This window comes from Burkholderia seminalis (assembly GCF_001718535.1).
Classification (GTDB): domain Bacteria; phylum Pseudomonadota; class Gammaproteobacteria; order Burkholderiales; family Burkholderiaceae; genus Burkholderia; species Burkholderia seminalis.
The window spans coordinates 1-25,191 of record NZ_CP013400.1 but is presented as its reverse complement, the minus strand read 5'-3'; the positions used below and the strand labels follow the sequence as shown (position 1 = coordinate 25,191).

The following is a 25,191-nucleotide window of genomic DNA, read 5'->3' as shown; positions in this document are numbered from 1 at the left end:
ATCCGATCGGAAACATGTGAGGAGCACATTGGAGATGACGAAAAAGACCTTACTGGCACTCGCGGCCTGCACGCTTCCGGCTGCGGCGTTTGCACAGAGCAGCGTGACGATGTTCGGGCTGATGGACGCCGGCATCAGCTATGTCAGCAATCAAGGCGGCCACGGCGCCGCGAAATTCGACGACAACATCTTCTTTCCGAACCTGCTCGGCTTCGAGGGCAAGGAGGATCTCGGTGCGGGCACGCGCGCGATCTTCCGGCTCGTGAACCAGTATTCGCTCGGCAACGGCTCGATCATCGGCGGCGGGCTGTTCGCGCGCACCGCCTACGTCGGGCTGCAGAACGACCGGTACGGCACGCTGACGCTGGGCAACCAGTACGAGTTCATGGTCGATTCGCTGGCCGCCAGCGGCAACGAGATCGCGCAGGATCTCGTCGGCCTGTACGGCTTCCGCAACGGACCGTTCGACAAGCTCGCGCTGCCGAACAACCCGACGGGCGCGTTCGACTGGGACCGCGTCGCGGGCAGCAATCGCGTCGCGAATTCGGTCAAGTACACGAGCCCGTCGCTGTCGGGCCTGACCTTCGGTGCGCTGTACGGCTTCGGGAACGTCGCGGGGTCGATCGGCGCGAACAACACGGTCAGCGTCGGTGCGAGCTACGACAACGGCCCGTTCGGCGCGGGCGCGGCCTATACGAACCAGAAATACGGCGCCGTCGGCGGACTGCCGCCCACCAGCGTGCGCAACTGGGGCGCGGGCCTGCATTACACGGTCGGCACGGTCACGGGGAAGGCGCTCTTCACGACCGTGCACAACGCGCAGAACGGCGCGGGCGCATGGTCGGCCGAAGCCGGGGCCGCATGGCACCCGTCGCCCGCCTGGGTCGTCGGCGCGAGCTATACCTACATGAAGGGCAACGACACGCTCGACAACGCGCATGCGCATCAATTCCTGGCCGCCGTCCAGTACTGGCTGTCGAAGCGCACGATGGTGTATGTCGCCGGCGTGCATCAGCGCACCGGCCACGGCAGCAACGCGCAGATCAACGGCGTGATGGATGCGGACGGCGCATCGAGCGGCGCCCGGCAGTCGATCGCGCGGATCGGGTTCAGTACGCGGTTCTGACAGCGGGGGCTGGAGGGGAGCGGCCCCTTCGCTTGCTTCCGTCTGCCGTGGGAATACGGTGCAACGGCAAGCGACGCATGCATCGGGAATAAATCCGGCCCGGTCCCGGTCCATCGGGTGTCGCCACGCCGTTCGCTGCGCCGGACGCGCGGGTGCGCGGCACCCTACCCGAATCTGCGAGACCGCTCATGTCACAGCCCAACCACGCCGCCTACGCACGCTTCGCGATCGCCATGCACGGGTCGATCGCGATCCTGATCCTGTTGAACCTCTCGATCGGGCTCTACATGGATACGTTTCCGCACAACTCGCCGCAGTTCAACGGCATCCTGTTCTATCACGCGTCGATCGGCAGCCTGATCTTCATGCTGACCGTGCCGCGCCTCGCCTGGCGCGCGACGCACACCCCGCCGCCGCTGCCGGACAACGTCCCGGCCTGGCAGGCGCGGATCGCCGGTGCGTTGCACGGCGTGCTGTACCTGCTGCTGCTTCTCGTGCCGCTGACCGGCTACGTGCACCGCCTCGCCGGTGCGCACGCGGTCAGCTTCTTCGGCATCACGGACCTGCCGATGCTCGTCGGCCGCGACGAACCGTTGCGACTCCTGACCGATACGCTGCATCGCGCGCTGGTGCTGACGCTCGGCCTGCTGCTGGCCCTGCACGTCGGCGCCGCGATGAAGCACAAGTTCGTGGATCGCGACGGGGTGGCGGAGCGGATGGGCATCTGAAGGAAACGGGCACACGCGCCGGCCCGCGGCGCGTCGTTCGGCTGCCGCTCACCGCGCACCGCAGCGATTCCGGTGGACGATCTCGGGATCGACGCTCACGCGCCCCGGCGAGATCCGCATCATCACCAGCTTGGCATCGCCGCCCGGCGTCGACCACAGGCTCACCTGCGTCAGGTCGGTCCCGTTCGACGACCTCAGCCAGCGCACCATGCGGACCTGATCGGGAAAGCAGGTCGTCGCGCCTTCGTTGTCTTCGACGATGGTCCCGTACGCTTTCAGCGTCGCACGCATCGCGTCGACGGCCTGCGCGCGTGATACGGTCGCGCGCATCGCGTCGGCCGCGTCGTCGTAGATCGCGTCGAACGCCTGCGCGTTGAAGCGCTGCACGACCAACGCTTCCGCCCGAAGCGCGGCCTGCCTGTCGTCGGCGTAGTAGCCGAAGTGGATGCGCATGCCGAGCGCGAACCATGCGACGCCCGCCAGCGCAACCAGCGCCAGCGCGACCTGCCACGTACGGTTCGCGGCTTTCGATCCCATGGTCGGCGACCTCCTACGAGACATCGGCGCCGTCGTGCATGTCACGCGGCGCCGCACCGGTAGTCAACACGCGCGAATCCTCGATGCGCTGCCTGGCCTCGGCGACGATACGCAACGATTCGCGGACGAATGCGTCATCCGCGGCCGCCTCGAGCAGCAGCGCGTCGGCGCGTTGACGCCGGTCTTGGCGTGGATTGTGCGGCAGGATGAACGTCATTCGAATTTTCCAGGGCGCGGAAAGCGAGAGCCGCTTCTCAAGCGCGCTCGTCCGGGCGAGCGCGCCGATTGTCGCCACTGAGTGCACGGACCACAACACACCGGCATCGGAATTGACCATTGTTGACATGGGCGACGGTGCGGGAGGTCATCGCGCGATGCACGGCGTCCCCCTCATAGACCCAATCCAACCCCAAATAAACCCCCTTGACGCCCTATCTTTCGATATATATCTTTAGATATGTTTTTCGACATATAGGACAGGATCATGCGACACAATCACTTCCGCGGCCATGACCGTTGCGACGGTCATGGTGCGCATGCCCGCCCCGACTGGTTCGCCGGTCTCTGGTACGCGATCGGCCGCCACCGCCGCGGCCACGACATGTTCGGTGGCGGCCCGTTCGGCGGCCGGGGCGGGCGCGGCGGCTTTGGCGATTTCGGCGACGACGGTATGCCGCGCGGCCGCCAGTTCAGCTCCGACGATCTCCAGTTGCTGCTGCTCGCGCTGGTCGCCGAACAGCCGAGCCACGGCTACGAGCTGATCAAGGCGCTCGACACGCGTTCCAACGGTTTCTACAGCCCGAGCCCCGGCATGGTGTATCCGGCGCTCACGTATCTGGAAGAAGTCGGCTTCGTCGCATCGCAGGCGGAAGGCAACCGCAAGCGCTATGCGCTGACCGACGCCGGCCGCGCGCATCTCGATGCGCAGCGCGAACGCGTCGACACGCTGTTCGCTCGCCTCACGCACCTCGCACGCAAGATGGAATTCATGCGCCGCGCGTTCGCCGGGGAATCGGCGGGCAACGAAGCACCGGACGAATCGCAGGCCGGCTGGCTGCCGGAGTTCGTCGAGGCGCGCCTCGCGCTCAAGCGGGCGCTGCTGCACAAGAGCGCAGCCGACGCCAACGAACAACGCCGCATCGCGGCCATCATGCGCCGTGCGACGGCCGAAATCGAAGGCGGCTCCGGCGCGTGATCCGCGCCGCCCCGTCAAACCTCAAGGAGAACGGATTGATGCAGAACCTATCCGAGCGCACCGTGACCCGCGTGCGCCATACCCTCAAGTTCCGCCTGCTGCAGGTCCTGCGCGTGCGTGCCGTGACGCCGCACCTGCTGCGCGTCACGCTCGGCGGCCCCGATCTCGCGGATTTCGAGTCCGCGTCGTTCGACGATCACGTGAAGGTGTTTTTCCCCCCGCCCGGTGCGGAACGGCCCGCGATGCCGACGCTCGGCGCGAACGGCCCCGAGTTTCCGGAAGGCGAACCGAAGCCGGTCGCGCGCGACTTCACGCCGCGCCGCTTCGATCGCGCCGCCCGCGAGCTCGATCTGGAATTCGTGCTGAACCATCCGGGCCCCGCGTCGCAATGGGCCGCGCAGGCACGTGTCGGCCAATGGCTCGGCATCGGCGGCCCGCGCGGTTCGTTCGTCGTCCCGACCGGTTTCGACTGGCATCTGCTGATCGGCGACGATACGGCGCTGCCGGCCGTCGCGCGGCGTCTCGAGGAATTGCCGGCCGGTGCGCGTGCGGCTGTCGTGCTGGAAGTCGCCGATCGGGCCGCGCAAATCTCGTTCGACACGCGCGCCGACGTGCATGAAGTCTGGCGCTTCCGCGCCGAAGCCGACGCGGCGAACGGCGATGCGCTGTTGGATGCCGTCCGCGACCTGCCGTTGCCGTCGTCCGGCGACGGCTACGTGTGGGCGGCCGGCGAAGCGCTGTCGATGCGGGCGGTCCGCCAGCACCTGACCGGCGAGCGCGGCGTCGACAAGTCGCGCATCCGCGCGGCGGCCTACTGGAAGCGCGGCGCGGCGGCCGTGCACGAAACGCTGGAAGACTGACGGGGGCGGGTACCCGGTAAACGGGCGCCGGTCGGCCGGCGGATGACACAATCGTGGCGTCCGCGCACCAGCGGGCTTGGCACCGGTATCGCGGCTGGTATATATCTGTATCTGCGACGCCGCTGTCAGGCGACAGCCGCCGCAGCCCGCCCAGGAGCGCCCGGTCATGACAAAAGAAAGCCACGCTTCGCCTTTCCTTCGCCACCTGAAGATCGTCGGCTATTGCGGCCTCGCCGCGGTAGTGCTCGCGCTGTTCGTCGCGATGTGCGCGATCCTGAAGGAAAGCGCCCTCGAGCGCGATGCCGCTCAGCACCCGACCGATACGTCCGAACTGCACGATGCGGGCGGCGGCCCGTCCGCCTCGGCCGATTCGGCCAAGACACCCGGCTGACGGCGTCCTGCCCGATTTCCGTTCATTCAGGGCGCGTGCCGGCGCCCCATCACGACCGCGTGTACCGAATCGCCGATCCGTTCGAGCAGCGCGATCGCGCGTTGCCCGCACAGGTGCGCGGCCAGCGCGCCGGCCGTACCGACCAGCACGCCGCCTGCCATGTCGAACGGCCAGTGCACACCCGCATACACGCGCCCCCATGCAATCACCACGGCCAGCGCGACCATCACGAACCCGGTGACGCGGGTCGTGCCGCCGAGCATCAGACCGACCGCCATGCTCCACGCAAACGTCATGTGATCGCTCGGAAACGAGCTGTCCGGCGCGTGCGGAATCAGTTGCGTGCCGACGCCGGCCATGAACGGGCGCGGCGAGAACCAGACATGCCCGATCACTTGCGCGAGCACGAGCGCCACGCACACGCCGACGCCGGCTTCGATCGCCTGGCGTCGTGTCGGGCGCGCGCCGAAGATCCAGGTGAGCAGCAGCATCGCCGGCAGCGCATAGACCAGCCAGTCGGCAGCGAAGATCGCGAGGCGGCCGACGCCCGGCTGCGGCGCAACCCCGGCGTTGAGGGCGGAAAAGAGGGTGAGATTGAGGTTCTGCATGAATCCGGTTGCATGGGCAAAAAAAAACGACCGGTTGCCCGGCCTGATACGAACGATGCTAGGGCGCGCCCGCTTAAGCGATGCTTAATGCGTTCGCCGCCGGGGCGAAGGCCGCCGCGGCGAACGCACTTAGAGCATGCACCGCAACACAAGTTCACACAATTGTCATATTCCCGCGCGACCGTCTCCCGCAAAGGCTCACCCCGCCTCCCGAAAAGGCTCACCTTTTTCACATCGTGGTGTCATCGGCGCGTGCGACCATCGGACCGCCGGGCGCCTTCCCCGCCGTTGGTATCGTTCATCTCAATATTTACGCCGCAAATCATTCGAAATCGGCAACAATTAATTCCAGATGCGGCATCGCACAACGGCAACGCACAGGCATACGATTACGAGCACTCATCCACGAAGCGATCAACAACAAGGAGTCCGCATGAAAGCCAGCGATGTCCGATCGAAAGCGTTTGCGATGCCGTTGACCAGCCCTGCCTTCCCGATGGGCCCGTACCGTTTCGTCGATCGTGAGTTTCTGATCATCACGTATCGCACCGATCCGGACCGTCTCCGTGAAATTGTCCCCGAGCCGCTGCAGGTTACCGAGCCGCTCGTGCATTACGAATTCATTCGCATGGCCGATTCGACCGGTTTCGGCGACTACACCGAAAGCGGCCAGGTCATCCCCGTCGAATACAACGGCCAGCCGGGCGGCTATACGCTCGCGATGTATCTCGACGATCACCCGCCGATCGCCGGCGGCCGCGAGCTGTGGGGCTTCCCGAAGAAGCTCGCGTCGCCCACGCTGCACGTGAACACCGATCACATCCTCGGCACGCTCGACTACGGCAAGGTGCGCGTCGCCACCGGCACGATGGGCTACAAGCACAAGGAACTCGACATCGACGAGCAGACGAAGCGGCTCGCCGGCCCCAATTTCCTGCTGAAGATCATCCCGCACGTCGACGGCACCGCGCGCGTCTGCGAACTCGTGCGCTATTACATGCAGGACATCAAGATGAAGGGCGCGTGGACGGGCCCCGCGTCGCTCGAACTGGCGCCGCATGCGCTTGCGCCCGTGGCCGACCTGCCCGTGCTCGAAATCGTCGAGGCCCGGCACCTGGTCGCCGATTTGACGCTGGGCCTCGGCGAAGTCGTCTACGATTACCTGGCCAAGTAACACGTCCGCAGTCCTTTCTCCCTGTCAAACCTTTCATCACGGGAATTCGAACATGAGCAACCTGAATGGCAAGACCGCAGTCGTCACGGGCGCCGCGAGCGGCATCGGCAAGGAAATCGCCCTCGAGCTCGCCAAGGCGGGCGCGGCCGTCGCGATCGCCGACCTGAACCAGGACGGCGCGAACGCGGTCGCCGACGAGATCAACAAGGCGGGCGGCAAGGCGATCGGCGTCGCGATGGACGTGACGAACGAGGACGCCGTGAACAGCGGCATCGACAAGGTTGCCGAGGCATTCGGCTCGGTCGACATCCTCGTGTCGAACGCCGGCATCCAGATCGTCAACCCGATCGAGAACTATTCGTTCTCCGACTGGAAGAAGATGCAGGCGATCCACGTCGACGGCGCGTTCCTGACGACGAAGGCCGCGCTCAAGCACATGTACAAGGACGATCGCGGCGGCGTCGTGATCTACATGGGTTCGGTGCACTCGCACGAAGCGTCGCCGCTGAAGTCGGCGTACGTGACGGCCAAGCATGGCCTGCTGGGCCTCGCCCGCGTGCTGGCGAAGGAAGGCGCGAAGCACAACGTGCGCTCGCACGTCGTGTGTCCGGGCTTCGTGCGCACGCCGCTGGTCGACAAGCAGATTCCGGAGCAGGCCAAGGAGCTCGGCATCAGCGAAGAGGAAGTGGTGAAGAAGGTGATGCTCGGCAACACGGTCGACGGCGTGTTCACGACGGTGCAGGACGTCGCGCAGACGGTGCTGTTCCTGTCGGCGTTCCCGAGCGCCGCGCTCACGGGCCAGTCGTTCATCGTCAGCCACGGCTGGTTCATGCAATGAAGCCGCACGCCCGCACGGAAAAGCAGGCCGTCGATGCGGCGGACCTGCAACACGAAGCCGGCGCGCCGGCCCCCGCGCGATCGCTGCCGTACGAAACGATCGCGCTCGTCCTGCAGGGCGGCGGCGCGCTCGGCGCGTACCAGGCCGGCGTGTTCGAAGGACTGCACGAGGCGGGCGTTCCGCTCGACTGGATCGCGGGCATCTCGATCGGCGCGCTGAACACCGCGCTGATCGCCGGCAATGCGCCCGAGCATCGCGTCGAGCGCCTGCGCGAGTTCTGGGAAACGATCTGCCAGCCGGCATTCTTTCCGACGGTTCCGGCCGCGTTCGAATTCGCGCTGTTCAACAGCATCGACCAGATCCGCACGTTCTTCACGGCGTCGCAGGCGGCCAGCGCGATGATGCAGGGCCAGCAAGGCTTCTTCGTGCCGCGCTTTCCGCCGCCGCTGCCGGGCGTGTCCGACCATCCCGAGAAAATCAGCTGGTACGACACGTCGGCGCTGCGCACGACGCTGCTGAAACTGTGCGATTTCGACCGGATCAATTCGGGCGAGACACGCGTGTCGGTCGGCGCGGTCAACGTCGGCACCGGCAACTTCGTGTACTTCGACAACTCGCGCATCCGCCTCGCGCCCGAGCACTTCATGGCGTCCGGTGCGCTGCCGCCCGCGTTCCCGCCCGTCGAGATCGACGGCGAGTATTACTGGGACGGCGGCGTCGTGTCGAACACGCCGCTGATGGAAGTGCTCCGCGCCCGGCCGCGCCGCGACACGCTCGCGTTCCAGGTCGATCTGTGGAGCGCACGCGGGCCGCTGCCGCGCACGATGGCCGACGTCGCCGAACGCACGAAGGACGTGCAATATTCGAGCCGTACGCGTTTCGTCACCGACACGCTGCAGCGCGAACAGCGCTATCGCAACGTGCTGCGTCACGTGCTCGAACAAGTGCCGGAAGAGCAGCGCAAGAACGACCCGTGGTGCGTCGAGGCAGAAGCGATGTCGAGCGGGAAGAAGTACAACATCCAGCACCTGATCTACCAGCAGAAGGCGTACGAGCATCACTACAAGGACTATCAGTTCGGTCTGTCGACGATGCGCGACCATTGGTCCGCGGGGCTCGACGACATCCGCAAGACGCTCGCGGTGAAGGACGGCCTCGCGCTGCCCAACAACGACGCGGGCTTCGTCACGCACGACATTCACCGCCGCCGGTAATGCCGTGTACGGCGGCCCGGCGCGATGCATGCGCCGGGCCGTTCTCCTTTCAGATTCACCATGCCGATTTTCATTGCACTATTCGCGCTCATCGCGATTGGATGGGGCGCGGTTCACCTGTTTCACGTCATCGCCGCGCAGTTCGGCCAGCCGGTCGCGATCGCGGCCGCCGTGCTCGCCGCCGCCATCGCGATCGCACTGGTCGCGTGGTGGATCAAGCGCCGCCGCGACATCGCACCGAATACGAAGGAAGACGGCTGGACGCACATCGTGCATCGCGCGTGGGGCGAGTTGCGGCTGTCCGCGACGCAAGGGCTGCTCTGGCTGTCGCACGACGGCGCCGACGGTCGTTATACGCTGTCGCAGCTCGACGGCTGCCAGGCTGCCCCGATCGGCGGCCGCTGGCATCTCGTCGTACGTGTGCGCGACGCCGGGCGCGGCGAATGGAAGCTGCCGATGACGGACAAGCGCGACGCGCAGCGCTGGGCACGCGTGCTGATGCTCGCGAAGGACAACCGGCTCTGAACAATGCGCGCCCGGCGCGCGCGGGCAACCGCGCCGCGATCCGCTATCGCGCGCCGACCGCCCGCAGCGCATCGAGCACATGCTGCGTCGCTCGTTCGACGGGGCCGGCCCGATGGGCAATACCCAGTTCGCGCCACAACGCCGGGCGCAGCGGCCGCATGACGATGCGCGCATCCGGCAGCGGCGCCCCGGCCTCGTGCGGCAGCAGCGTCGCCCCATAACCCGCGGCGACCAGGCTCTTGATCGCATCGTTGTAGTTGAGCTCGATCCGCGGCTCGGGCCGATGGCCCCCGAGCGCGAACCATTCCGTCGTGAGCCGTGACAGGCGCGTGGTCGCATCGTTGAGAATCAGCGGACGCGCCGCCAGATAGGCCGGCGTCACACGCGCCGGAAGCCGCCAGTCCGCGGGCAGGAAGGCCATCACCGGATCGCGCCGCCATGCGCGGATCGACAGCCCCGCGACCGGCGCCTGCGGCAGCGCCACCAGCCCGACGTCGAGCGTGCCCTGCGCGATGCGCGCCAGCGTGTCCTGCGACGTGAGCACCGCGATCTGGACGTCGATATCCGGATGCTGTTCGCGCAGCCGCGCCACCGCCTGCGGCAACAGGTGCGCGATCGCCCCGGTCGATGCGCCGAGGCGTACCCGCCCGGTCAGCCCCTGCACCTGTCGCTGCACGTCGTCCAGCGTGGCCTCGACCTCGGCCAGCAGACGCCGCGCTCGCTCCACCAGCACTTCACCGATCGTCGACGGCCGCACGTTTCCGCGCGTGCGGGACAGCAGCGGCGCGCCGACACGGCTTTCCAATTCGGCGATATGAAGACTGACGGTCGGCGGCGCGAGATGAAGCCATTGCGCCGCCGCGACGAAGGATCCCTGGTCGGCAATCGCGACCAGCGTACGCAGGCGATCGAGACTGATCTCGCGCATCAAGCACCTCTCGTTCAGGAAAGCTGAATCGGATAGTCAGTAAATTCAACTTTTCCTATTCTAGGCGTTCGATGGACGATACGGCTTTCCCCCGACGACCGAACGCGAGGAACACGACCATCATGCGCTTTCCCACTGTCTTCATCGACGGCGACCAGGGCACGACCGGACTGCTGATTCACGAGCGCCTGCGCGACCGCGCCGACATGCGGCTGCTCACGCTGCCGGCTGCCGAACGCAAGGACCCCGTACGCCGCGCCGACGCGCTCAACGCGTGCGACATCGCGATCCTGTGCCTGCCCGATGCGGCCGCGCGCGAAGCGGTCGGTTTCATCCGGAACCCGGCGGTACGCGTGATCGATGCGAGTTCCGCTCACCGCACGCAACCCGAATGGGTCTACGGCTTTCCCGAGATGGCCGACGGACACGCGCAGCACATCGCGCACGCAAAGCGCGTCACCAATCCGGGCTGCTATCCGACAGGCGCGATCGGCCTGCTTCGCCCGCTGCAACAGGCCGGCCTGCTGCCGCGCGACTACCCGGTGAGCATTCATGCGGTTTCCGGTTACTCGGGAGGCGGACGGGCGGCCGTCGAAGCATTCGAATCGGGTGATGCCGCCGCACGCGGGCGGCCGCTGCAGGTGTACGGCCTGGCACTCGAGCACAAGCATGCGCCCGAGATCCGGCTGCACGCCGGGCTCGCGCACCGCCCGTTCTTCGTGCCGGCCTACGGTGCCTACCGGCAAGGTATCGTGCTCACCATACCGATCGAACTGCGCTTGCTGCCGGCCGGCGTGACCGGTGAGCGGTTGCATGCGTGTCTCGCGCACCATTACGCCGGTGCGCGTCACGTCGACGTCACGCCGCTTGCCGAGGCGCGCGCGATCACGCATCTCGATCCGCAAGCGCTGAACGGCACCAATGACCTGCGGCTCGGCGTATTCGTCAACGAGGATCACGGTCAGGTGCTGCTGTCCGCCGTGTTCGACAATCTCGGCAAAGGGGCATCCGGTGCAGCCGTACAGAATCTCGACCTGATGCTCGGTGCGTCGAGCGCGGCGTAATTTGCGCGCAGGCATCGTCGAAGGCCTGCCCGCCAGGCCGACCGGCGTCGCATCCGGCGCTGTGCCGATGCCTGCGCACGCCCCCGTAAAAGCTCACCTTTAGCCTATTTCAGGCCGTATCGCCGCCCGCCGCGGCATTCATGCCGGCCAGCGTCTCCGCCAGAAAGTCCACGCACACGCGCACCTTCGCCGACGCCGCCACGCGTTCCGGATACACGGCCCAGATGTTCGCGGGCTGAATCGCGTCCGGCAGCACGCGACACAGTTCACCGCGTTCGATCAGCGGCGCGGCCTCCCAGATCGAGCGCAACACGATCCCGCGCCCGGCAAGCGCCCATTGCACGGCCACCTCGCCGTGGTTCGTCGACAGTGCGCCGCCGACCTTCACCGTGACCGTCTCGCCGCGCACGTTCAGTCGCCATACACCCAACGGATGATCGCGCTCCTTGATCGCCAGACAGTCGTGCGACGCGAGATCCGCGAGCGAGCGCGGCGTGCCGCGTCGTGCGAGATAGTCGGGCGACGCGCACAGCACGCGATGGTTCGCGGCGAGGCGGCGCGCGATCAGGTGATCGGCGATCTCGTCGCCGATGCGCACGTCGAGGTCGTAGCCTTCGCCCGCGACATCGACGAGCCGGTCGAACAGATCGAGCCGCACGTTCAGTTGCGGGTAGCGCGCGCTGAAGTCGAGCAGCGCCGGCGCGACGACATGCCGGCCGAAACCGAAGCTGCTCGAGATGCGCAGCGTGCCGCGCGGCACCGTGCGCGTGGTCGACACGTCCTCGACGAGATGATCGACGTCGTCCAGAATCTTCTCGGCACGCGCGAACACGCGTTCGCCGGCTTCCGTAACCGTCACGCGGCGCGTCGAGCGATGCAGCAGGCGCGTACCGAGCTGCGCCTCGAGCAGCGCGATGCGCTTGCTGACGTACGCGGGCGACACCGCGAGCTGCTCGGCTGCCGCGCTGAAGCTCGTCAGGCGGACGACCAGGCTGAACACGCGCAGGTCGTCGAGATTCGGTGATTTGTTCACGATTCGTGGAAAGTCGATTAACCTTTCACACGATTCTAATCCGAATGGAAATAAATAGAATGACGTGACGGGCCGCCGCCTCCCTCGGCAGCCGGCCGACCAGCCAAGGAGATTTGCATGACCGACAGGACTTACAGAATTGCCGTGATTCCCGGCGACGGCATCGGCCGCGAAGTGATGCCCGAGGGCCTGCGTGCGCTCGCGGCCGTGACCGCGCGCTTCGGCATCCGCTTCGACTTCGTCGAGATCGACTGGGCGAGCTGCGACTACTACGCGCAGCACGGCAAGATGATGCCGGACGACTGGAAGGCGCAGCTGTCGGGCATGGACGCGATCCTGTTCGGCGCGGTCGGCTGGCCCGCAACGGTGCCCGATCACATCTCGCTGTGGGGCTCGCTGCTGAAATTCCGCCGCGAATTCGACCAGTACATCAACCTGCGGCCCGCGCGCCTGTTCGACGGCGTGCCGTCGCCGCTCGCCGGCCGCCGCCCGGGCGACATCGACTTCATGATCGTGCGCGAGAACACCGAGGGCGAATATTCGTCGGTCGGCGGCACGATGTTCGAAGGCACCGATCGCGAAGTCGTGATGCAGCAATCGATCTTCACGCGGCACGGCACCGAACGCGTGCTGAAATTCGCATTCGAGCTCGCGCAGCGGCGCGCGAAGCGCCTCACCGTCGCGACGAAGAGCAACGGCATCGCGATCAGCATGCCATGGTGGGATGCGCGCGCGGCCGACATGGCCGAACGCTATCCGGAGATCGCCGTCGACAAGCAGCACATCGACATCCTGTGCGCGCGCTTCGTGCTGCAGCCGGACCGCTTCGACGTCGTCGTCGCATCGAACCTGTTCGGCGACATCCTGTCGGATCTCGGGCCGGCCTGCACGGGCACGATCGGCATCGCGCCGTCGGCGAACCTGAACCCGGACCGCACGTTCCCGTCGCTGTTCGAACCCGTGCACGGTTCCGCGCCCGACATCACGGGGCAATACATCGCGAACCCGGTCGCGATGATCTGGTCGGCCGCGATGATGCTCGATTTCCTCGGTAACGGCGCGGGCCGCGAACGCGAAGCCCACGACGCGATCGTCGCCGCGATCGAGGATGTGCTGCGCACCGGGCCGCGTACGCGCGATCTCGGCGGTGACGCAGGGACGCAGGCAGTGGGTGAGGCGATCGCCGCGCGGATCGCGGGCTGACGGTCATGCCCGGCGCGGGCCGGGCAGCACTTCGTGCATCCGTGCGCGGTGAGCAACACGCGATGCGTTCGCGCACTCGTGCAGCCTCGCCGGACGCGTGCGCAACGAAGTCGATCCGATCGGTGAGTGGCACGTCACGCGTGCGCACACCGATCGGCGATGCCTGACCCGATGAGATCGGTGAGATGCATCACGCGGCGGAACACACCGATGCGCATCGACGTGCCTGCATCACCCGCGCCATGTCGCGTCGATCTGCGCGAAGTACACAGTCCGACGCGACATTTCACCTCCTCCCGAATAATCTCACCTCAGCGCATCGACTCCCGAATTTCCTCACCATTGAACCTCGGCGAGGCGTGCGGCGTTCCGCCGAGTCGACACGCATCTCACAGCCCGAGGTCGGACAGCCCCGGATGATCGTCCGGGCGACGGCCGAGCGGCCAGTGATAAAGCCGATCCGCCTCGCGAATCGGCAGATCATTGATGCTCGCATGACGATGCGCCATCAGGCCGTTCTCGTCGAACTCCCAGTTCTCGTTGCCGTACGAGCGGAACCAGTTGCCCGCGTCGTCGCGCCATTCGTACGCAAAACGCACCGCGATGCGATTGCCGTCGAACGCCCACAGCTCCTTGATCAGCCGGTAGTCGAGTTCGCGCGTCCACTTCCGCTGCAACAGCCCGACGATCTCGTCGCGGCCCGTCACGAACTCCGCGCGATTGCGCCATCGGCTTTGCGGCGTATAGGCGAGCGACACGCGTTGCGGGTCGCGCGTATTCCACGCGTCCTCGGCGGCGCGCACCTTCTGGCGTGCCGTTTCGAGCGTGAAGGGCGGAACGGGCGGGCGGACTTCGGGGGAAGCGGACATGGGTTGCTCCTGTTCAGGTTCTGGCCGCGAACGAACGCAGCCGGTTCGAATTCGCTGCGTCGGCTACCGCGACACGGTATCGAGCAGCAGTTCAGCCGTCGCGCGCGCATCGCGCGCGACGTTTGCATCGCCGCTGACGAGCGCCACGCCGATCGCGCCGTCGATCAGCACGAGCCACTGGCGCGCGAGGCGGGCGAGCCCGCGGCGCTCGATGCCGGCTTCGTCGGCGTACGCATCGAAGCACGCGCGCACGAATGCCAGCAGCCGTGCCTTGTGCTCGCGCGCGACGACACGCACGGGATCGTCGGCGTCGGGGATTTCGCCCGACGTATTCAGGAACGCGCAGCCGTGAAAGTCGGGCTGCCCGAACCAGTCGCGCAGCACGTCGAACATGCCGAGCAGCTGCGCGCGCGGCGCCTTGCCGCGTGCCTGCGTGGCATCGACGAACCAGCGCATCCAGCGCTCGTCGCGGCGTTCGAGGGCGGCGACCACCAGCGCCTCTTTCGATTCGAAATGCGAATAAACGCTCTTGCGTGCCGCGCCGGATCGCTTGACGATCGCATCGATGCCCGTTGCGTGGATGCCGCCCGAATAGATCAGCGCTTCGGCCGCGTCGAGCAGCCGGTCGCGAACACCCGGTTCGCCGGAGGAGTCGTGAGATGGGTTCATGCGTTTACGGTAGAACGATCGTTCTCCATCGTCAACCCCCGTGTGAAAAAGCCCTGTCGTCAAAAGGGCTGAAGCGCGGCCTGACGGCGCGCGTTTACGACATTTTTTCTTGAAGGCGATACGGGGCGCTCACTACACTTCGGTCACCCTGTCTGGGCACAAGGACATCATGCAGCGACCGGAATCCGCGCGCCCCGCGCGCGCTCATGCGGCTTATGCGAAGCGGCTCGTCGGCCGCGTCGTCGTGCGGCAAGCAGGTGCCGCGTCATGAAACACGACGTGCCGAAACGCGACGGCGGAAACGATCGCGCACCGCTCGACGTCCGCCAGGCGCGCGTGCGTGCTGCGCTGCGGCTGCGCGGCGTGATGAAGCTGACGATCGTCACGATCGCGGTTGCGCATGTGCTGACGTTCGCGTTCGACCGCCTGCTGGTCGCGGCCGGTTTCGCGCCGGACGCCGCAACGGTGCTGCTGTTCCGTTTCGTGACGTGCGCGCTCGTCAGCTTCTGGCTGCAGGCGGATGCCCTGCGCGCGTATCGGTACGCGGCGCAGCACGGGTTCGTCACCGTTCCCGGTGCACACGGCGATCCCGTTGACGTTGCGCCGCAATGCCCGAAACGCTGGCTCGTCGTGCTGAATCTTCAGCTCGAACCGCGATGGTTGAAGGGTGAAGAAAGCAGGTAGCGATCCGCGCACCGTCGAACGCCGTGCGCGACGCGTATGAGTGAGTCGCAACGACGTTCGCAGGCTCACGGTTGATGGCGCGATTCGATTCGGCCTCGCTGGCGGCGCATCGCGAACGAGCGCTCGGCGAGCGAAGCAGGGAAGCACGTGGAAAGGGAGGGCAGGCGCCGAACGGCGTAAACGGAAGAAGCGAAGCAGAGGCTGACAGGTGAAGCGAACGGGCAATCGCAAGTCACCGATGTGCGATTCGCGCCCGCAAACACAGCTCCCGAATAGTCTCACCTCAAGCGTTGAATCACGCACGTCGATGCCGACGATGTGCATGTCAACGAAAGCGGGGCAGGCGGCAAACGCGCCGCCCTGCCCCGTCTCGATACTCGACTCAGGCCGTCCAGTCGAGAATCACCTTGCCGCTTTCGCCGGACAGCATCGCGGCGAAGCCTTGCTCGTAATCGTCGGCCGCGAAGCGATGCGTGATGATCGGCGACAGGTCGAGGCCGCTCTGCAGCATCGCGACCATCTTGTACCAGGTCTCGAACATCTCGCGGCCATAGATGCCCTTGATCTCGAGCCCCTTGAAGATCACCTGGTTCCAGTCGATCGCCGTCTGCGCGGGCGGGATGCCGAGCAGCGCGACCTTGCCGCCGTGGTTCATCGCCTCGAGCATGCTCGTGAACGCGCTCGGCACGCCCGACATCTCGAGACCGACGTCGAAGCCTTCGGTCATGTGCAGGTCGGCCATCACGTCGCGCAGCGACTCGCGTGCGACGTTGACCGCACGCGTCGCCCCCATCTTGCGGGCGAGTTCCAGCCGGTAGTCGTTGATGTCGGTGATCACGACGTTGCGCGCGCCGACGTGCTTCGCGATCGCGACGGCCATGATGCCGATCGGGCCCGCGCCGGTGATCAGCACGTCTTCGCCGACGAGGTTGAACGACAGCGCCGTATGCGTCGCGTTGCCGAACGGATCGAAGATCGACGCGAGATCGTCGGAGATCTCCGGCGGAATCTTGAACGCGTTGAACGCCGGAATCGCCAGATACTCGGCGAACGCGCCTTCGCGGTTCACGCCGACGCCGACCGTGTTGCGGCACAGATGCCGGCGCCCCGCGCGGCAGTTGCGGCAGAAGCCGCACGTGATGTGGCCTTCGCCGGACACGCGATCGCCGATCGCGAAGCCGCGCACTTCCTGCCCCATCTCGACGATCTCCCCGACGTATTCGTGACCGACGTGCATCGGCACGGGGATCGTCTTCTGCGCCCAGTCGTCCCACTTCCAGATATGGATATCGGTGCCGCAGATCGCCGTGCGGCGGATCTTGATCAGCACGTCGTTGTGGCCGACTTCCGGACGCTTCACGCGCGTGAGCGTGAGACCGGGGCCGCGTTCGAGCTTTGCCAGTGCTTTCATGGTCGCGCCTCCGTCAGATGATGCCGAGCGACTGGCCGACGCGCACGAACGCGGCGACCGTCTGGTCGATCTGCTCGGGCGTATGCGCGGCGCTCATCTGCGTACGGATGCGCGCGCGGCCACGCGGCACGACCGGGAACGAAAAGCCGATCACGTAGACGCCTTCACCGAGCAACTTGTCGGCCATGTTCGTCGCGAGCTGCGCGTCGCCGAGCATCACCGGGATGATCGGATGCGCGCCGGGGACGAGCGTGAAGCCCGCTTCGGTCATCTGCTGGCGGAAACGCACGCCGTTCTCGCGCACGCGCGCGCGCAGCTTCGCGCCTTCGTCGCTGCCGAGCAGTTCCAGCACCTTCAGCGATGCCGCGGCAATGCTCGGTGTGAGCGTGTTCGAGAACAGGTACGGACGCGAGCGCTGGCGCAGCAGTTCGATCACCTCGCGACGCGCGGCGACATAACCGCCCGATGCGCCGCCGAGCGCCTTGCCGAGCGTGCCCGTGATGATGTCGACGCGGCCTTCGACGCCGCAGTGCTCGGGCGTGCCGCGGCCGTGCGCGCCGATGAAGCCGACCGCGTGCGAATCGTCGACCATCACGAGCGCGCCGTAGCGATCGGCGAGATCGCAGATGCCTTTCAGGTCGGCGATGATGCCGTCCATCGAGAACACGCCGTCGGTCGCGATCAGCTTGTGGCGCGCGCCCGCCGCGTCGGCTTCCTTGAGCTTCGCCTCGAGGTCGGCCAGGTCGTTGTTCTTGTAGCGGAAGCGCTTCGCCTTGCAGAGGCGAATGCCGTCGATGATGCTCGCGTGGTTCAGCTCATCGCTGATGATCGCGTCGTTCTCGTCGAGCAGCGTCTCGAACAGCCCGCCGTTCGCGTCGAAGCAGCTCGAATAGAGGATGCTGTCCTCGGTGCCGAGAAACGCGGCCAGCGCGCGTTCCAGTTGCTTGTGGACGGTTTGCGTGCCGCAAATGAAGCGCACCGATGCCATGCCGAAGCCGTCCTGGTCGAGGCCGGCCTTCGCCGCATCGATCAGGCGCGGATCGTTCGCCAGACCCAGATAGTTGTTCGCGCAGAAATTGAGCACGCCGGCACCGCCGGCGAGCGTCACGGCCGCCGCCTGGGGACTCGCGATCTCGCGCTCGGTCTTGTAAAAACCGTCCGCGCGGATCTGGTCGAGCGTCCCGCGCACCTGGGCGAGAAAGGCATCACGCATCGCAAAGCTCCTGACAGGGATTCGCATTCCGCAGCGCACCGCTCGTGGCGGCGGCGCAACGGCCTGCTACTGTTATAGTCGGTCGTTCGGTTGACCGCATTTATCCGATATTCCGAACTAGAATTCGAAATATCGAACAACTCTAAGCGAACGGAATCCAAATGGCAAGTTCCCCCGGATCGCGGCGCACGCCTGCCGGTGCCGCACCGCAGCCGCCGGCCGCGACACCGCCGCGTGTCGGCGAACAGATCCAGCGGCTGCGCAACGAGCGCAAGCTGACGCTCGACGACCTGTCGCGCGCGGCCGGCGTATCGAAATCGATGCTCTCCGAAATCGAACGCGACAAGGCCAACCCGACGATCGCCGTCGCGTGGCGGCTGACGAATGCGCTCGGCATCACGCTCGACGAATTGTTCTCGCAGCCGAAGGCGCCCGAGACGATCCGTGTGGACGGCCCGCACGACATTCCGACGCTCGCCGGCCACGACGGCCGGTACCAGCTGCGCGTATGGGGCCCGATCGACCTCGCCGGCAAGTTCGAGTGGTACGAACTGACGCTGCCGGGCGGCGGTGCATTGGTATCGAACGCACACGAACCCGGCACGCGCGAGCACCTCACCGTGCTGCAGGGCGCGATGGAAATCGAAGCCGCCGCGGCCAGCCGGCGCCTGAAAGTGGGCGACACCGCACGCTACCCGGCCGACGAGCCGCACGCGATCCGCAACCCCGGCAAGGCCGAAGCGCGGGCACTGCTGATCGTGATCCATCGCTGACGGCACGGATAGCTGGCCAACAGGCCATGCAGGCCAGTTGCGGAAAACACTGTATGTTTGTACAGTATACGGACATTCCGCCATGCACGGGCCGGAGCCGGCGCACCGAGGCGCCCGCCCCGGTCGACAGGAGCCTGCAATGACAGAAGAACAAGATTTGGCCGCGCTCAGCTTCAAGGCTGCCGCGCACGATCTCGAACTGATCGTCCGACATATCGCCGGGCGCTACATCCGCCAGCGCGTGCCGCTCACGTGGCGCCTGCTGCACGCGATCGAAGCCGAGGCGCTCGCCGACCTCGGCTTTGCCAGCCGGCACGAAGCCGGCATGCGTCAACTGTTCGAACGACCGTCGGACATGACGTTTCCCGAAACGGACGACCCCATCGACTTCGGGCGCTCGAATGCGCTGCCCGCCGTCTTTTCGTTCGCGGTCCTCGCGTATGAAGCCGCGGCCGCGTCGCACGACACGGCGCCTCGCGAGCGTGCTCATCGTCCGTCCAAGGCGTGGGGCGACTGATGGCCGAGCCCCGGCCGTTGCGCACGGCGGCCGGTCCAGCCTCCTGCTGCCCGAGACGTTGCGGAAAGGGCTACCATATACGCAACTAACGGAATAAATACCATGTCCCTTCCCACCTCGCCCGGCACCGCCGCACGCCCGGAAGAACCGGATCTGTTCGACCGCGGCGCATCCGACTGGATCGTCTCGCCCGAAGCCGCGTTCGACGCATGGCTTGCGATGCAGGACTATCGTCGCTCGTCGGCCGACGTCTATCGCGCGCAATGGGGCGCCTTTCTCACGTGGATGCGTGCACATCAAAAGAATCTGGCAACGGTCGACACGGCAACCATCGCCAACTTCGTCGGGGAGCTGCCGATCAGGAAAACGCAGCGCATGCGCTATCTGCGCCTGATCGAGCGTGTGCTCGACCACATCCGGCGCACCGAATACGCATCGACGAACCCGGCTCGCTTCATTGCTCAGGATGGCGAAGCGAACTGGCGCAAGGCACGCGACAACGAGCCGACCGGCTTCCTCACCCCGGCCGAGCGCGCGACGTTGCTCGCCTATCTGTTTTCGCCGATCGGCGTATCGGGTTCCGCGTACTGGAAAGAACGGCGCGACCGGGCGCTCGTCGCCGCGTTTCTCGGCGCCGGCATCAAGACCGGCGAAGCGCGGGCACTCACGATTAGTTGCATCAATACGAGCGGCACGTCGCTGCGGATCGAGGCGGCGCATCCGGATTACGCGCGCGAAACCCATCTGGCGTCGTTTGCGATCGCGCTGCTCGAGGCATGGCTCACCGAACGCAAGCGCCAGGACATCCCCGGAGAGCTCGTGTTCCCGGCATCGCACGCCGGGCGGCCGATGCACAAGGCGACGATGCTGCGCGCGATCGACGCGATCGTCGAATCGGCCGGGCTCACGTCATCGCGCACCGCGCGTGCGAGCCCGCAGACGCTGCGCAATACCTATGCGGCCGAACTGTTCGAACACGATGTGCCACCCGAGCGCGTGGGTAAATGGCTGGGCTTCATGCGGCCGGTCTCGTCGAACCGCCTGCATCGCGCGTGGAAAAACTGGCGCGATGGCCTGGCCGCGCACAACGGTGACGCAACCGACAGCGACGAAACTCACTGATCCGGAAACGGCTGCTCACGCGACACGATCCGTGAGCAGCCTTGCGTGACGCAGCCTCACCGTTTCACGGCTCCCGAAAAACCTCACCTCAAGCGTCCCGGATCCTCTCACCTGTGCAGGCGCTGCCGATCTTCGGGTCAGGAACGCGCAAAACGCGCGACGGCTTCGAACCGGGACGGCCATGCGCCCGACGCGTGTTCGCATTCCGGGCACGCCACTTCAAACCCTTCTTCGCTGTGTGACAGCTCGGGCTCCCCGTCGCAATGCGGGCACTCGGCCGGCACCGGAATGTCCTGATCCAGTGCGGTGCCGATCGCGGAAAACGCTTCCGCATCCAGCTGCCCGGCATCCGCCAGGCGCCGGATCAGCGCGGCGATTTCCGGATTCATTCCTCGGCTCGCGCGGAGCGCATTCGCGTCGCGAGTCGCGCGTTCCAGCTCATCGCCCTGGGTGCGCAGCTGTTCTTCGAGCCGGTCTGCGCGGGCCTTGGCCGAACTCAGTTGCTGCAGAAAATCGAATTCCTTGCGCTGAACGTCGCGTAACCCGCTCTGATAGCTCGACGCCATGCTGCGCAACGAGTCCAGCTCGACCAGCATCGGCTTGACGCGGCGTTCGGCTTCGGCCACGGCGTCCTTGATTTGCTGCGCGTAGTGCTCGGTGCGCTGCTGCAATTCGGCCTGCAATGCATCGATCCGGTCGCGCAGCGCAGCGTTTTGCGCCTGCTCGGTGTCGACGCGGGCCGCCGCCGCGGCCAGTTCCTTTTCCAGTCGGGCGATTGTGGTGAGCAACGTGGCTTCGCTTGCCGAACCGTGCGTCGATTGCGACACGAGTTGAACTTCGAGTTCGGTCACGCGGGCCTGCAGTTGCTCGTTCCGGGCTTCGCCGCGGGCGAGCGCCTCTTCCAGCGTCTGCTGGCGGATGGTTGCGTCGCGCAACCGCCGTTCGGCGTCGGCCATGCCGGCGCGAACCTGTTCACGATCGTCATCGAGGCTGTCGCGCGCGGCTTTCAGCGCTTCTTCATAGAGTGCGCCGAGCAATGCACCGGCTTTTTCCTCGACGGCCTTCGGGATCGCCGCACCGTCGAGCCGAATCTTGGACGCGGAACGGATGCGCTCCCAGAAATGATCGATGTCTTTCGGAATGTCGCTGGCGCTGCCGGTCTGGGTGAGATCGCGGACATTGGCGGCCGATGGCCGGATGCCGAGATCGAAGAACAACCGCTTGCATGCATGCAGCGACAATTCCTGACGACGTGCACCGCTGGCACGCAGCGATTCCAGTTCGTCGCGAATGACTTGGCGCATTTCATCCAGGGTCATGACCAGGCTCACAAACGTTGAAGTGTGGCAATCATAACGAAATACGTATTTCCTGATACCAATTTTGTGCAGGCGTGGTGAATTTACGTCGTAATGCACAGAAAGCGGGTTTGTGAGCCTATCCGGACGAATGTGGTTCGGGATTCCGTGAAACAAAGCGAAGAAAAGCAGCCAAGTCTTTGTTGTACAAGCATTTTCCTGCGGACCCCGAATTTGGGCATTTGTTTCACATGCCGACGGATCCGTTTGCCGGCGGGTGTTCAGGGGTTGGGGTGTCTGTGGAAAACTCGTCAGCCGATGTCTTGAGAGTATTAGAAGTAAACACCCTTGAACCCTTAGTTAAAAACGTTAACGCCACGGCACAGCCTTATGTAGCAAGGCTTTCCAGCCGACAAGGTGAAGTTTTACGGGAGCCAAGGTGATCGTCTGCGGGAGCTGACGTGATGGGGTTCAGGGAGCAGCGTGAGCCGTTGCAGGAAAGGTCGTGAGCGGATTCGGGATCACAGTGAAACACGAGATTTCCCAAAGGTGAGCGTTTTCGGGGCCGCACAACCACAGAACCCGCGCGCTGCCTGACTGCACAGTTTTCTGCCTGTGCAGACACAGGTGAGAATTTGCGGGACCTTCTTTGCGCCCCGATTCTGCACATCTTTTAGGCAGTTTGGGCGAAAGGTGAGGTTTCACGGGACTCCGCGAGATTTTGCTGTGAGGATTTCCGGGAACCGAGCGCCATTTTGCACAGCAAAAGTGCGTTCAGGGGCCCGTGATGCCCTAAAGGTGAGGTTTTTCGGGAGGGAAATCCGGGTTTTCCTGCCCTGATCCCGCTGAGGTGAGCTTTTTCGGGGCATGGATCACAGGCGGTGCGCTCGCTCACAGGTGAGGCTTTTCGGGAATGGAATTTGCCCGAAAAATGGGCAAAGGTGAGGCTTTTCGGGACCCTTGAGCGGCCGAATTCGCCGAAAAGCCCGCCAGGACTGGAAGAAATCTCGTTTTTGCTGTGCCACTTTTTGGCACAGGTGAGATTTTTCGGGGGCGGACCCAGGGTCGTCGTATGAAGGATTCCCGCCGAAAGGTGAGACTTTTCGGGGGACATCTACCGCGCACAGCCAAATGCCTTCTGTGCATAAGTATCGGAACGCATTGAGGTTTTTGATACCGCGGTGGTTACGGTGAGGTTTTTCGGGAGCCATTCCCGTGCCTGTCGACGCACAGCCTTTTTTCGGCAAGGTGAGCGTTTTCGGGAGGCGGTACCGGTCAATCCCGCGTGAGTCGGGCCTTCGTCGGCATCCAGGCAAAAGAACAAGCTGTGCTCAAGGTGAGTATTTTCGGGACCTGATCCGATTGGGCCGCTGTACAATGCGCGCCCGGACCTGCAAATCAGGCCCGATCGGGCCGCACGAGCCGGTTTCGGCGGCGCCGTGTCGAACGCCGGACCCGATTCCGATCTTCCCGCGAGCCGCGCCTGTACATGCATACAGGCCGCCGCGAGGCGATCCGGAACGCAGGGTGCGAGGCAATCGCAACCCTGTGCCGAACCCCCGGCCGTGAAGTCGCAAAATTACGACAAATCGAAAGGTGAGCCGATACGGGAGCGAATTCCGCACGTGTCGAGCACAGGTGAAATTCTGTGAATCCGCGCATCCCGCGGCACGTCTGGAAGAGTCCGGAACGCCGCAATGACGGACCGGTGAGGGTTTTCGGGAGTCGCTGGGGTGAGTGCTGTTTTGCACGCGTGCTTCACCGGCTATGGTGAGCATGTCGTTCTGGACGCACATCACCGCAGGCGCTATCCTTCCGGGAAACTTCACCTCCGACCCGACGTATGGCCACGACGAAGCGCGCCAAGAAAACCGATGTGGATGTGGTGAGTGCCAGTTCCGCCGAATTGCGCAAGGCCGTCGAGGCGATTGCCATTCAGCCGAAAAGCGGCAAGATCACGCTCCTCACTCGCAAGCTGTTCAATGTCCTGCTGGCCGTCGCGCAGCAGGCCGACGACTCGGGCGATACCTACCGCGCGCTGCTGTCGGACATCGTTGCCAACTCCGCTTTCGATTCGAACGACACCGCACTGGTGAAGGAACACCTGCGCCGCATGGTGTCGGTGCAGGTCGAATGGAGCACGGGGACGTCGAGCCAGAAGCCTGGCCGCAAGTGGGGGATCTCGACGCTGATCGCCGACGCCGAAATTCTCGAGGATCCGACGACCCGCCGCGTGTGGGTCGAATTCTCGTTCGCGCCGAAGATCAAGAAGAAACTGCTCGACCCGGTCCAGTACGCGCGCCTGAGCCTGCAGTTCCAGAGCCAGCTGCGCAGCAGCGCGGGTCTCGCACTGTACGAGATCTGCGTGCGCTACCTGACGAACCCGAGCCACCTGACGATGCGCGAGCCGTGGGAATGGTGGCGGCCGATCCTGTCGGGTACGCCCGATACGGAAGCCGGCGACGAGGCGAAGCGCGAGTACAAGTACTTCAAGCGCGACTACCTGCGCCCCGCGATCGCGGAAGTCAACGCGGTCACCAATATCTTCGTCGAGCTGATCGAGCACCGCGAAGGACGCCGGGTGGCGGAGATCCAGTTCCGCGTGACCGAGCGCAAGCAGCCGATGCTCGCGCTCGACGAACACCCGAACGTGTTCGACAGCACGCTGGTCGACCGGATGGTGAAGCTCGGAATCCCGCTGAAGGAAGCGCAGACGCTCTATGCGGACAGCGAGGAGAATCGGATTCGCGCCGCACTGCAGATGACCGAACAGCGGATGCGCAGCACGACGCTGCCGCCGGTGCGCAGCGCGCCGGCGTTGTTCAAGGATGCGCTGAAGAAGGGTTATGCGCCGCCGGTCGAGTCGGTCGATGCGCTGCCGGCCGGCACGCCGTCCGCGAAGGTCGCGGCGGCCCAGCCTGACGACCTGAAGGCGCGCCTGCTGAGCGAGTTCTCGGCGTTCCGCCGCAAGGAAGCGAAGGTGTTGTACGAAGAGCAGGGCGACGCGGAGCGCGAAGTGGCGCGCGAATCGTTCGAAGCGGAGGCGCTGCCGACGATGGGCTCGCATCTGCGCGACGACTGGCGCAAGCGCGGCCTCGATTCCAAGCTGGCCGAGACGGCCTTTTTCGACTGGCTGGCCCAGAAGACCTGGGGCGAGCCGACGGACGGCGACCTGCTGTCGTTCACGCTGAACCAGTCGCGGGCCGCCTGA

General features: G+C 65.5%; 26 protein-coding genes. 16 read left to right on the top strand and 10 right to left on the bottom strand.

Translation table 11 applies throughout. The features are described from left to right. Positions 1-34 precede the first annotated feature (34 nt). Complete coding sequence (locus tag WJ12_RS20770; RefSeq protein ID WP_034189767.1) at positions 35-1,126, top strand: porin; 1,092 nt, start codon at positions 35-37, stop codon at positions 1,124-1,126. A gap of 188 nt (positions 1,127-1,314) precedes the next feature. Further along, a complete protein-coding gene (locus WJ12_RS20765) occupies positions 1,315-1,854 on the top strand; it encodes a cytochrome b (RefSeq protein WP_034189768.1) in 540 nt (179 codons plus the stop codon). 48 nt (positions 1,855-1,902) lie between these two features. Here WJ12_RS20765 and WJ12_RS20760 read toward each other — a convergent pair whose 3' ends face one another. Together WJ12_RS20760 and WJ12_RS20755 are read right to left on the bottom strand one after the other, a co-directional pair. Beyond that, positions 1,903-2,391 (bottom strand): hypothetical protein, encoded by a 489-nt coding sequence (locus WJ12_RS20760; RefSeq protein ID WP_049030293.1) that lies wholly within the window; start codon positions 2,389-2,391, stop codon positions 1,903-1,905. Between the two features lie 13 nt (positions 2,392-2,404). Continuing rightward, a complete protein-coding gene (locus tag WJ12_RS20755) occupies positions 2,405-2,608 on the bottom strand; it encodes a hypothetical protein (RefSeq protein WP_034189769.1) in 204 nt (67 codons plus the stop codon). A 267-nt stretch (positions 2,609-2,875) separates the two neighbouring features. Between WJ12_RS20755 and WJ12_RS20750 the strand changes: the two genes are divergently transcribed. From WJ12_RS20750 to WJ12_RS20740, 3 genes are all read left to right on the top strand, one after another. Continuing rightward, entirely contained in the window at positions 2,876-3,586 is a 711-nt protein-coding gene (locus WJ12_RS20750; RefSeq protein ID WP_059556394.1) for a PadR family transcriptional regulator, read from the top strand. Between the two features lie 38 nt (positions 3,587-3,624). Then, positions 3,625-4,446, top strand: a complete 822-nt coding sequence (locus WJ12_RS20745; RefSeq protein WP_059556401.1) for a siderophore-interacting protein — start codon at positions 3,625-3,627, stop codon at positions 4,444-4,446. Between the two features lie 166 nt (positions 4,447-4,612). Continuing rightward, positions 4,613-4,837 (top strand): hypothetical protein, encoded by a 225-nt coding sequence (locus tag WJ12_RS20740; protein ID WP_034189771.1) that lies wholly within the window; start codon positions 4,613-4,615, stop codon positions 4,835-4,837. Positions 4,838-4,863: 26 nt separating this feature from the next. Here WJ12_RS20740 and WJ12_RS20735 read toward each other — a convergent pair whose 3' ends face one another. After that, positions 4,864-5,445, bottom strand: coding sequence for an undecaprenyl-diphosphatase (locus WJ12_RS20735; RefSeq protein ID WP_059556395.1), 582 nt, complete (start codon positions 5,443-5,445; stop codon positions 4,864-4,866). Between the two features lie 433 nt (positions 5,446-5,878). On the opposite strand from WJ12_RS20735, the gene WJ12_RS20730 reads away from it, so the two are divergent. From WJ12_RS20730 to WJ12_RS20715, 4 genes are read left to right on the top strand one after another with little or no spacing between them, the layout of a single operon-like run. Beyond that, positions 5,879-6,619, top strand: coding sequence for an acetoacetate decarboxylase (locus tag WJ12_RS20730; protein ID WP_034189773.1), 741 nt, complete (start codon positions 5,879-5,881; stop codon positions 6,617-6,619). 52 nt (positions 6,620-6,671) lie between these two features. Then, positions 6,672-7,457: a 3-hydroxybutyrate dehydrogenase gene (locus WJ12_RS20725; protein WP_069245808.1), complete on the top strand. Its 786-nt coding sequence runs from the start codon at positions 6,672-6,674 to the stop codon at positions 7,455-7,457. Next, the gene (locus tag WJ12_RS20720) at positions 7,454-8,671 is read left to right on the top strand and encodes a patatin-like phospholipase family protein (protein WP_034187538.1); all 1,218 of its coding nucleotides are present in this window, start codon (positions 7,454-7,456) and stop codon (positions 8,669-8,671) included. Before WJ12_RS20725 ends, WJ12_RS20720 begins: the two co-directional genes overlap by 4 nt. Before the next feature lie 60 nt (positions 8,672-8,731). Beyond that, the gene (locus WJ12_RS20715) at positions 8,732-9,196 is read left to right on the top strand and encodes a hypothetical protein (protein ID WP_059559287.1); all 465 of its coding nucleotides are present in this window, start codon (positions 8,732-8,734) and stop codon (positions 9,194-9,196) included. Between the two features lie 43 nt (positions 9,197-9,239). Here WJ12_RS20715 and WJ12_RS20710 read toward each other — a convergent pair whose 3' ends face one another. Continuing rightward, the gene (locus tag WJ12_RS20710) at positions 9,240-10,124 is read right to left on the bottom strand and encodes a LysR family transcriptional regulator (RefSeq protein ID WP_049036010.1); all 885 of its coding nucleotides are present in this window, start codon (positions 10,122-10,124) and stop codon (positions 9,240-9,242) included. Positions 10,125-10,246: 122 nt separating this feature from the next. Here WJ12_RS20710 and argC point away from each other — a divergent pair, with 122 nt between their 5' ends. Beyond that, positions 10,247-11,188, top strand: a complete 942-nt coding sequence (argC, locus tag WJ12_RS20705; RefSeq protein WP_059559286.1) for an N-acetyl-gamma-glutamyl-phosphate reductase — start codon at positions 10,247-10,249, stop codon at positions 11,186-11,188. A gap of 109 nt (positions 11,189-11,297) precedes the next feature. On the opposite strand, the gene WJ12_RS20700 is transcribed toward argC, so the two are convergent. Then, positions 11,298-12,221, bottom strand: a complete 924-nt coding sequence (locus WJ12_RS20700) for a LysR substrate-binding domain-containing protein (RefSeq protein ID WP_059559284.1) — start codon at positions 12,219-12,221, stop codon at positions 11,298-11,300. A gap of 117 nt (positions 12,222-12,338) precedes the next feature. On the opposite strand from WJ12_RS20700, the gene WJ12_RS20695 reads away from it, so the two are divergent. After that, positions 12,339-13,424, top strand: coding sequence for a tartrate dehydrogenase (locus WJ12_RS20695; protein WP_034187543.1), 1,086 nt, complete (start codon positions 12,339-12,341; stop codon positions 13,422-13,424). A gap of 389 nt (positions 13,425-13,813) precedes the next feature. On the opposite strand, the gene WJ12_RS20690 is transcribed toward WJ12_RS20695, so the two are convergent. Further along, positions 13,814-14,293 carry a nuclear transport factor 2 family protein gene (locus WJ12_RS20690; RefSeq protein ID WP_049036013.1) on the bottom strand — a complete coding sequence of 160 codons (480 nt, stop codon included), beginning with the start codon at positions 14,291-14,293 and terminating at the stop codon, positions 13,814-13,816. A 63-nt stretch (positions 14,294-14,356) separates the two neighbouring features. Further along, positions 14,357-14,962, bottom strand: coding sequence for a TetR/AcrR family transcriptional regulator (locus WJ12_RS20685; protein WP_059559282.1), 606 nt, complete (start codon positions 14,960-14,962; stop codon positions 14,357-14,359). 267 nt (positions 14,963-15,229) lie between these two features. Here WJ12_RS20685 and WJ12_RS20680 point away from each other — a divergent pair, with 267 nt between their 5' ends. Further along, positions 15,230-15,646 carry a hypothetical protein gene (locus WJ12_RS20680; RefSeq protein ID WP_049036016.1) on the top strand — a complete coding sequence of 139 codons (417 nt, stop codon included), beginning with the start codon at positions 15,230-15,232 and terminating at the stop codon, positions 15,644-15,646. Between the two features lie 382 nt (positions 15,647-16,028). On the opposite strand, the gene tdh is transcribed toward WJ12_RS20680, so the two are convergent. Together tdh and WJ12_RS20670 are read right to left on the bottom strand one after the other, a co-directional pair. Next, positions 16,029-17,057: an L-threonine 3-dehydrogenase gene (tdh, locus tag WJ12_RS20675; protein ID WP_034187547.1), complete on the bottom strand. Its 1,029-nt coding sequence runs from the start codon at positions 17,055-17,057 to the stop codon at positions 16,029-16,031. A 13-nt stretch (positions 17,058-17,070) separates the two neighbouring features. After that, the gene (locus tag WJ12_RS20670) at positions 17,071-18,270 is read right to left on the bottom strand and encodes a glycine C-acetyltransferase (protein ID WP_059559279.1); all 1,200 of its coding nucleotides are present in this window, start codon (positions 18,268-18,270) and stop codon (positions 17,071-17,073) included. 161 nt (positions 18,271-18,431) lie between these two features. Here WJ12_RS20670 and WJ12_RS20665 point away from each other — a divergent pair, with 161 nt between their 5' ends. The 3 genes from WJ12_RS20665 (at position 18,432) to WJ12_RS20655 (ending at position 20,682) form a co-directional block, all read left to right on the top strand. Continuing rightward, a complete protein-coding gene (locus WJ12_RS20665; RefSeq protein WP_034187549.1) occupies positions 18,432-19,043 on the top strand; it encodes a helix-turn-helix domain-containing protein in 612 nt (203 codons plus the stop codon). A gap of 139 nt (positions 19,044-19,182) precedes the next feature. After that, positions 19,183-19,560 carry a DUF2471 family protein gene (locus WJ12_RS20660; protein ID WP_049036022.1) on the top strand — a complete coding sequence of 126 codons (378 nt, stop codon included), beginning with the start codon at positions 19,183-19,185 and terminating at the stop codon, positions 19,558-19,560. Positions 19,561-19,662: 102 nt separating this feature from the next. Continuing rightward, positions 19,663-20,682: a tyrosine-type recombinase/integrase gene (locus WJ12_RS20655; RefSeq protein ID WP_034187551.1), complete on the top strand. Its 1,020-nt coding sequence runs from the start codon at positions 19,663-19,665 to the stop codon at positions 20,680-20,682. A gap of 137 nt (positions 20,683-20,819) precedes the next feature. Here the strand turns inward: WJ12_RS20655 and WJ12_RS20650 are convergent, their stop codons facing one another. Beyond that, positions 20,820-22,001, bottom strand: coding sequence for a DNA-binding protein (locus WJ12_RS20650; RefSeq protein ID WP_059559277.1), 1,182 nt, complete (start codon positions 21,999-22,001; stop codon positions 20,820-20,822). A 1,822-nt stretch (positions 22,002-23,823) separates the two neighbouring features. Here WJ12_RS20650 and WJ12_RS20645 point away from each other — a divergent pair. Beyond that, the gene (locus WJ12_RS20645) at positions 23,824-25,191 is read left to right on the top strand and encodes a replication initiation protein (protein WP_034187552.1); all 1,368 of its coding nucleotides are present in this window, start codon (positions 23,824-23,826) and stop codon (positions 25,189-25,191) included.

Coding starts and splice junctions, on each gene's coding strand:
- WJ12_RS20665 (WP_034187549.1), top strand. CDS start 18,432: ATGGCAAGTTCCCCCGGATCGCGGCGCACGCCTGCCGGTGCCGCACCG.
- WJ12_RS20680 (WP_049036016.1), top strand. CDS start 15,230: ATGAAACACGACGTGCCGAAACGCGACGGCGGAAACGATCGCGCACCG.
- WJ12_RS20650 (WP_059559277.1), bottom strand. CDS start 22,001: ATGACCCTGGATGAAATGCGCCAAGTCATTCGCGACGAACTGGAATCG.
- WJ12_RS20645 (WP_034187552.1), top strand. CDS start 23,824: ATGGCCACGACGAAGCGCGCCAAGAAAACCGATGTGGATGTGGTGAGT.
- WJ12_RS20735 (WP_059556395.1), bottom strand. CDS start 5,445: ATGCAGAACCTCAATCTCACCCTCTTTTCCGCCCTCAACGCCGGGGTT.
- WJ12_RS20655 (WP_034187551.1), top strand. CDS start 19,663: ATGTCCCTTCCCACCTCGCCCGGCACCGCCGCACGCCCGGAAGAACCG.
- WJ12_RS20710 (WP_049036010.1), bottom strand. CDS start 10,124: ATGCGCGAGATCAGTCTCGATCGCCTGCGTACGCTGGTCGCGATTGCC.
- WJ12_RS20765 (WP_034189768.1), top strand. CDS start 1,315: ATGTCACAGCCCAACCACGCCGCCTACGCACGCTTCGCGATCGCCATG.
- WJ12_RS20695 (WP_034187543.1), top strand. CDS start 12,339: ATGACCGACAGGACTTACAGAATTGCCGTGATTCCCGGCGACGGCATC.
- WJ12_RS20660 (WP_049036022.1), top strand. CDS start 19,183: ATGACAGAAGAACAAGATTTGGCCGCGCTCAGCTTCAAGGCTGCCGCG.
- WJ12_RS20755 (WP_034189769.1), bottom strand. CDS start 2,608: ATGACGTTCATCCTGCCGCACAATCCACGCCAAGACCGGCGTCAACGC.
- WJ12_RS20685 (WP_059559282.1), bottom strand. CDS start 14,962: ATGAACCCATCTCACGACTCCTCCGGCGAACCGGGTGTTCGCGACCGG.
- WJ12_RS20725 (WP_069245808.1), top strand. CDS start 6,672: ATGAGCAACCTGAATGGCAAGACCGCAGTCGTCACGGGCGCCGCGAGC.
- tdh (WP_034187547.1), bottom strand. CDS start 17,057: ATGAAAGCACTGGCAAAGCTCGAACGCGGCCCCGGTCTCACGCTCACG.
- WJ12_RS20670 (WP_059559279.1), bottom strand. CDS start 18,270: ATGCGTGATGCCTTTCTCGCCCAGGTGCGCGGGACGCTCGACCAGATC.
- argC (WP_059559286.1), top strand. CDS start 10,247: ATGCGCTTTCCCACTGTCTTCATCGACGGCGACCAGGGCACGACCGGA.
- WJ12_RS20760 (WP_049030293.1), bottom strand. CDS start 2,391: ATGGGATCGAAAGCCGCGAACCGTACGTGGCAGGTCGCGCTGGCGCTG.
- WJ12_RS20690 (WP_049036013.1), bottom strand. CDS start 14,293: ATGTCCGCTTCCCCCGAAGTCCGCCCGCCCGTTCCGCCCTTCACGCTC.
- WJ12_RS20740 (WP_034189771.1), top strand. CDS start 4,613: ATGACAAAAGAAAGCCACGCTTCGCCTTTCCTTCGCCACCTGAAGATC.
- WJ12_RS20720 (WP_034187538.1), top strand. CDS start 7,454: ATGAAGCCGCACGCCCGCACGGAAAAGCAGGCCGTCGATGCGGCGGAC.
- WJ12_RS20730 (WP_034189773.1), top strand. CDS start 5,879: ATGAAAGCCAGCGATGTCCGATCGAAAGCGTTTGCGATGCCGTTGACC.
- WJ12_RS20745 (WP_059556401.1), top strand. CDS start 3,625: ATGCAGAACCTATCCGAGCGCACCGTGACCCGCGTGCGCCATACCCTC.
- WJ12_RS20750 (WP_059556394.1), top strand. CDS start 2,876: ATGCGACACAATCACTTCCGCGGCCATGACCGTTGCGACGGTCATGGT.
- WJ12_RS20715 (WP_059559287.1), top strand. CDS start 8,732: ATGCCGATTTTCATTGCACTATTCGCGCTCATCGCGATTGGATGGGGC.
- WJ12_RS20770 (WP_034189767.1), top strand. CDS start 35: ATGACGAAAAAGACCTTACTGGCACTCGCGGCCTGCACGCTTCCGGCT.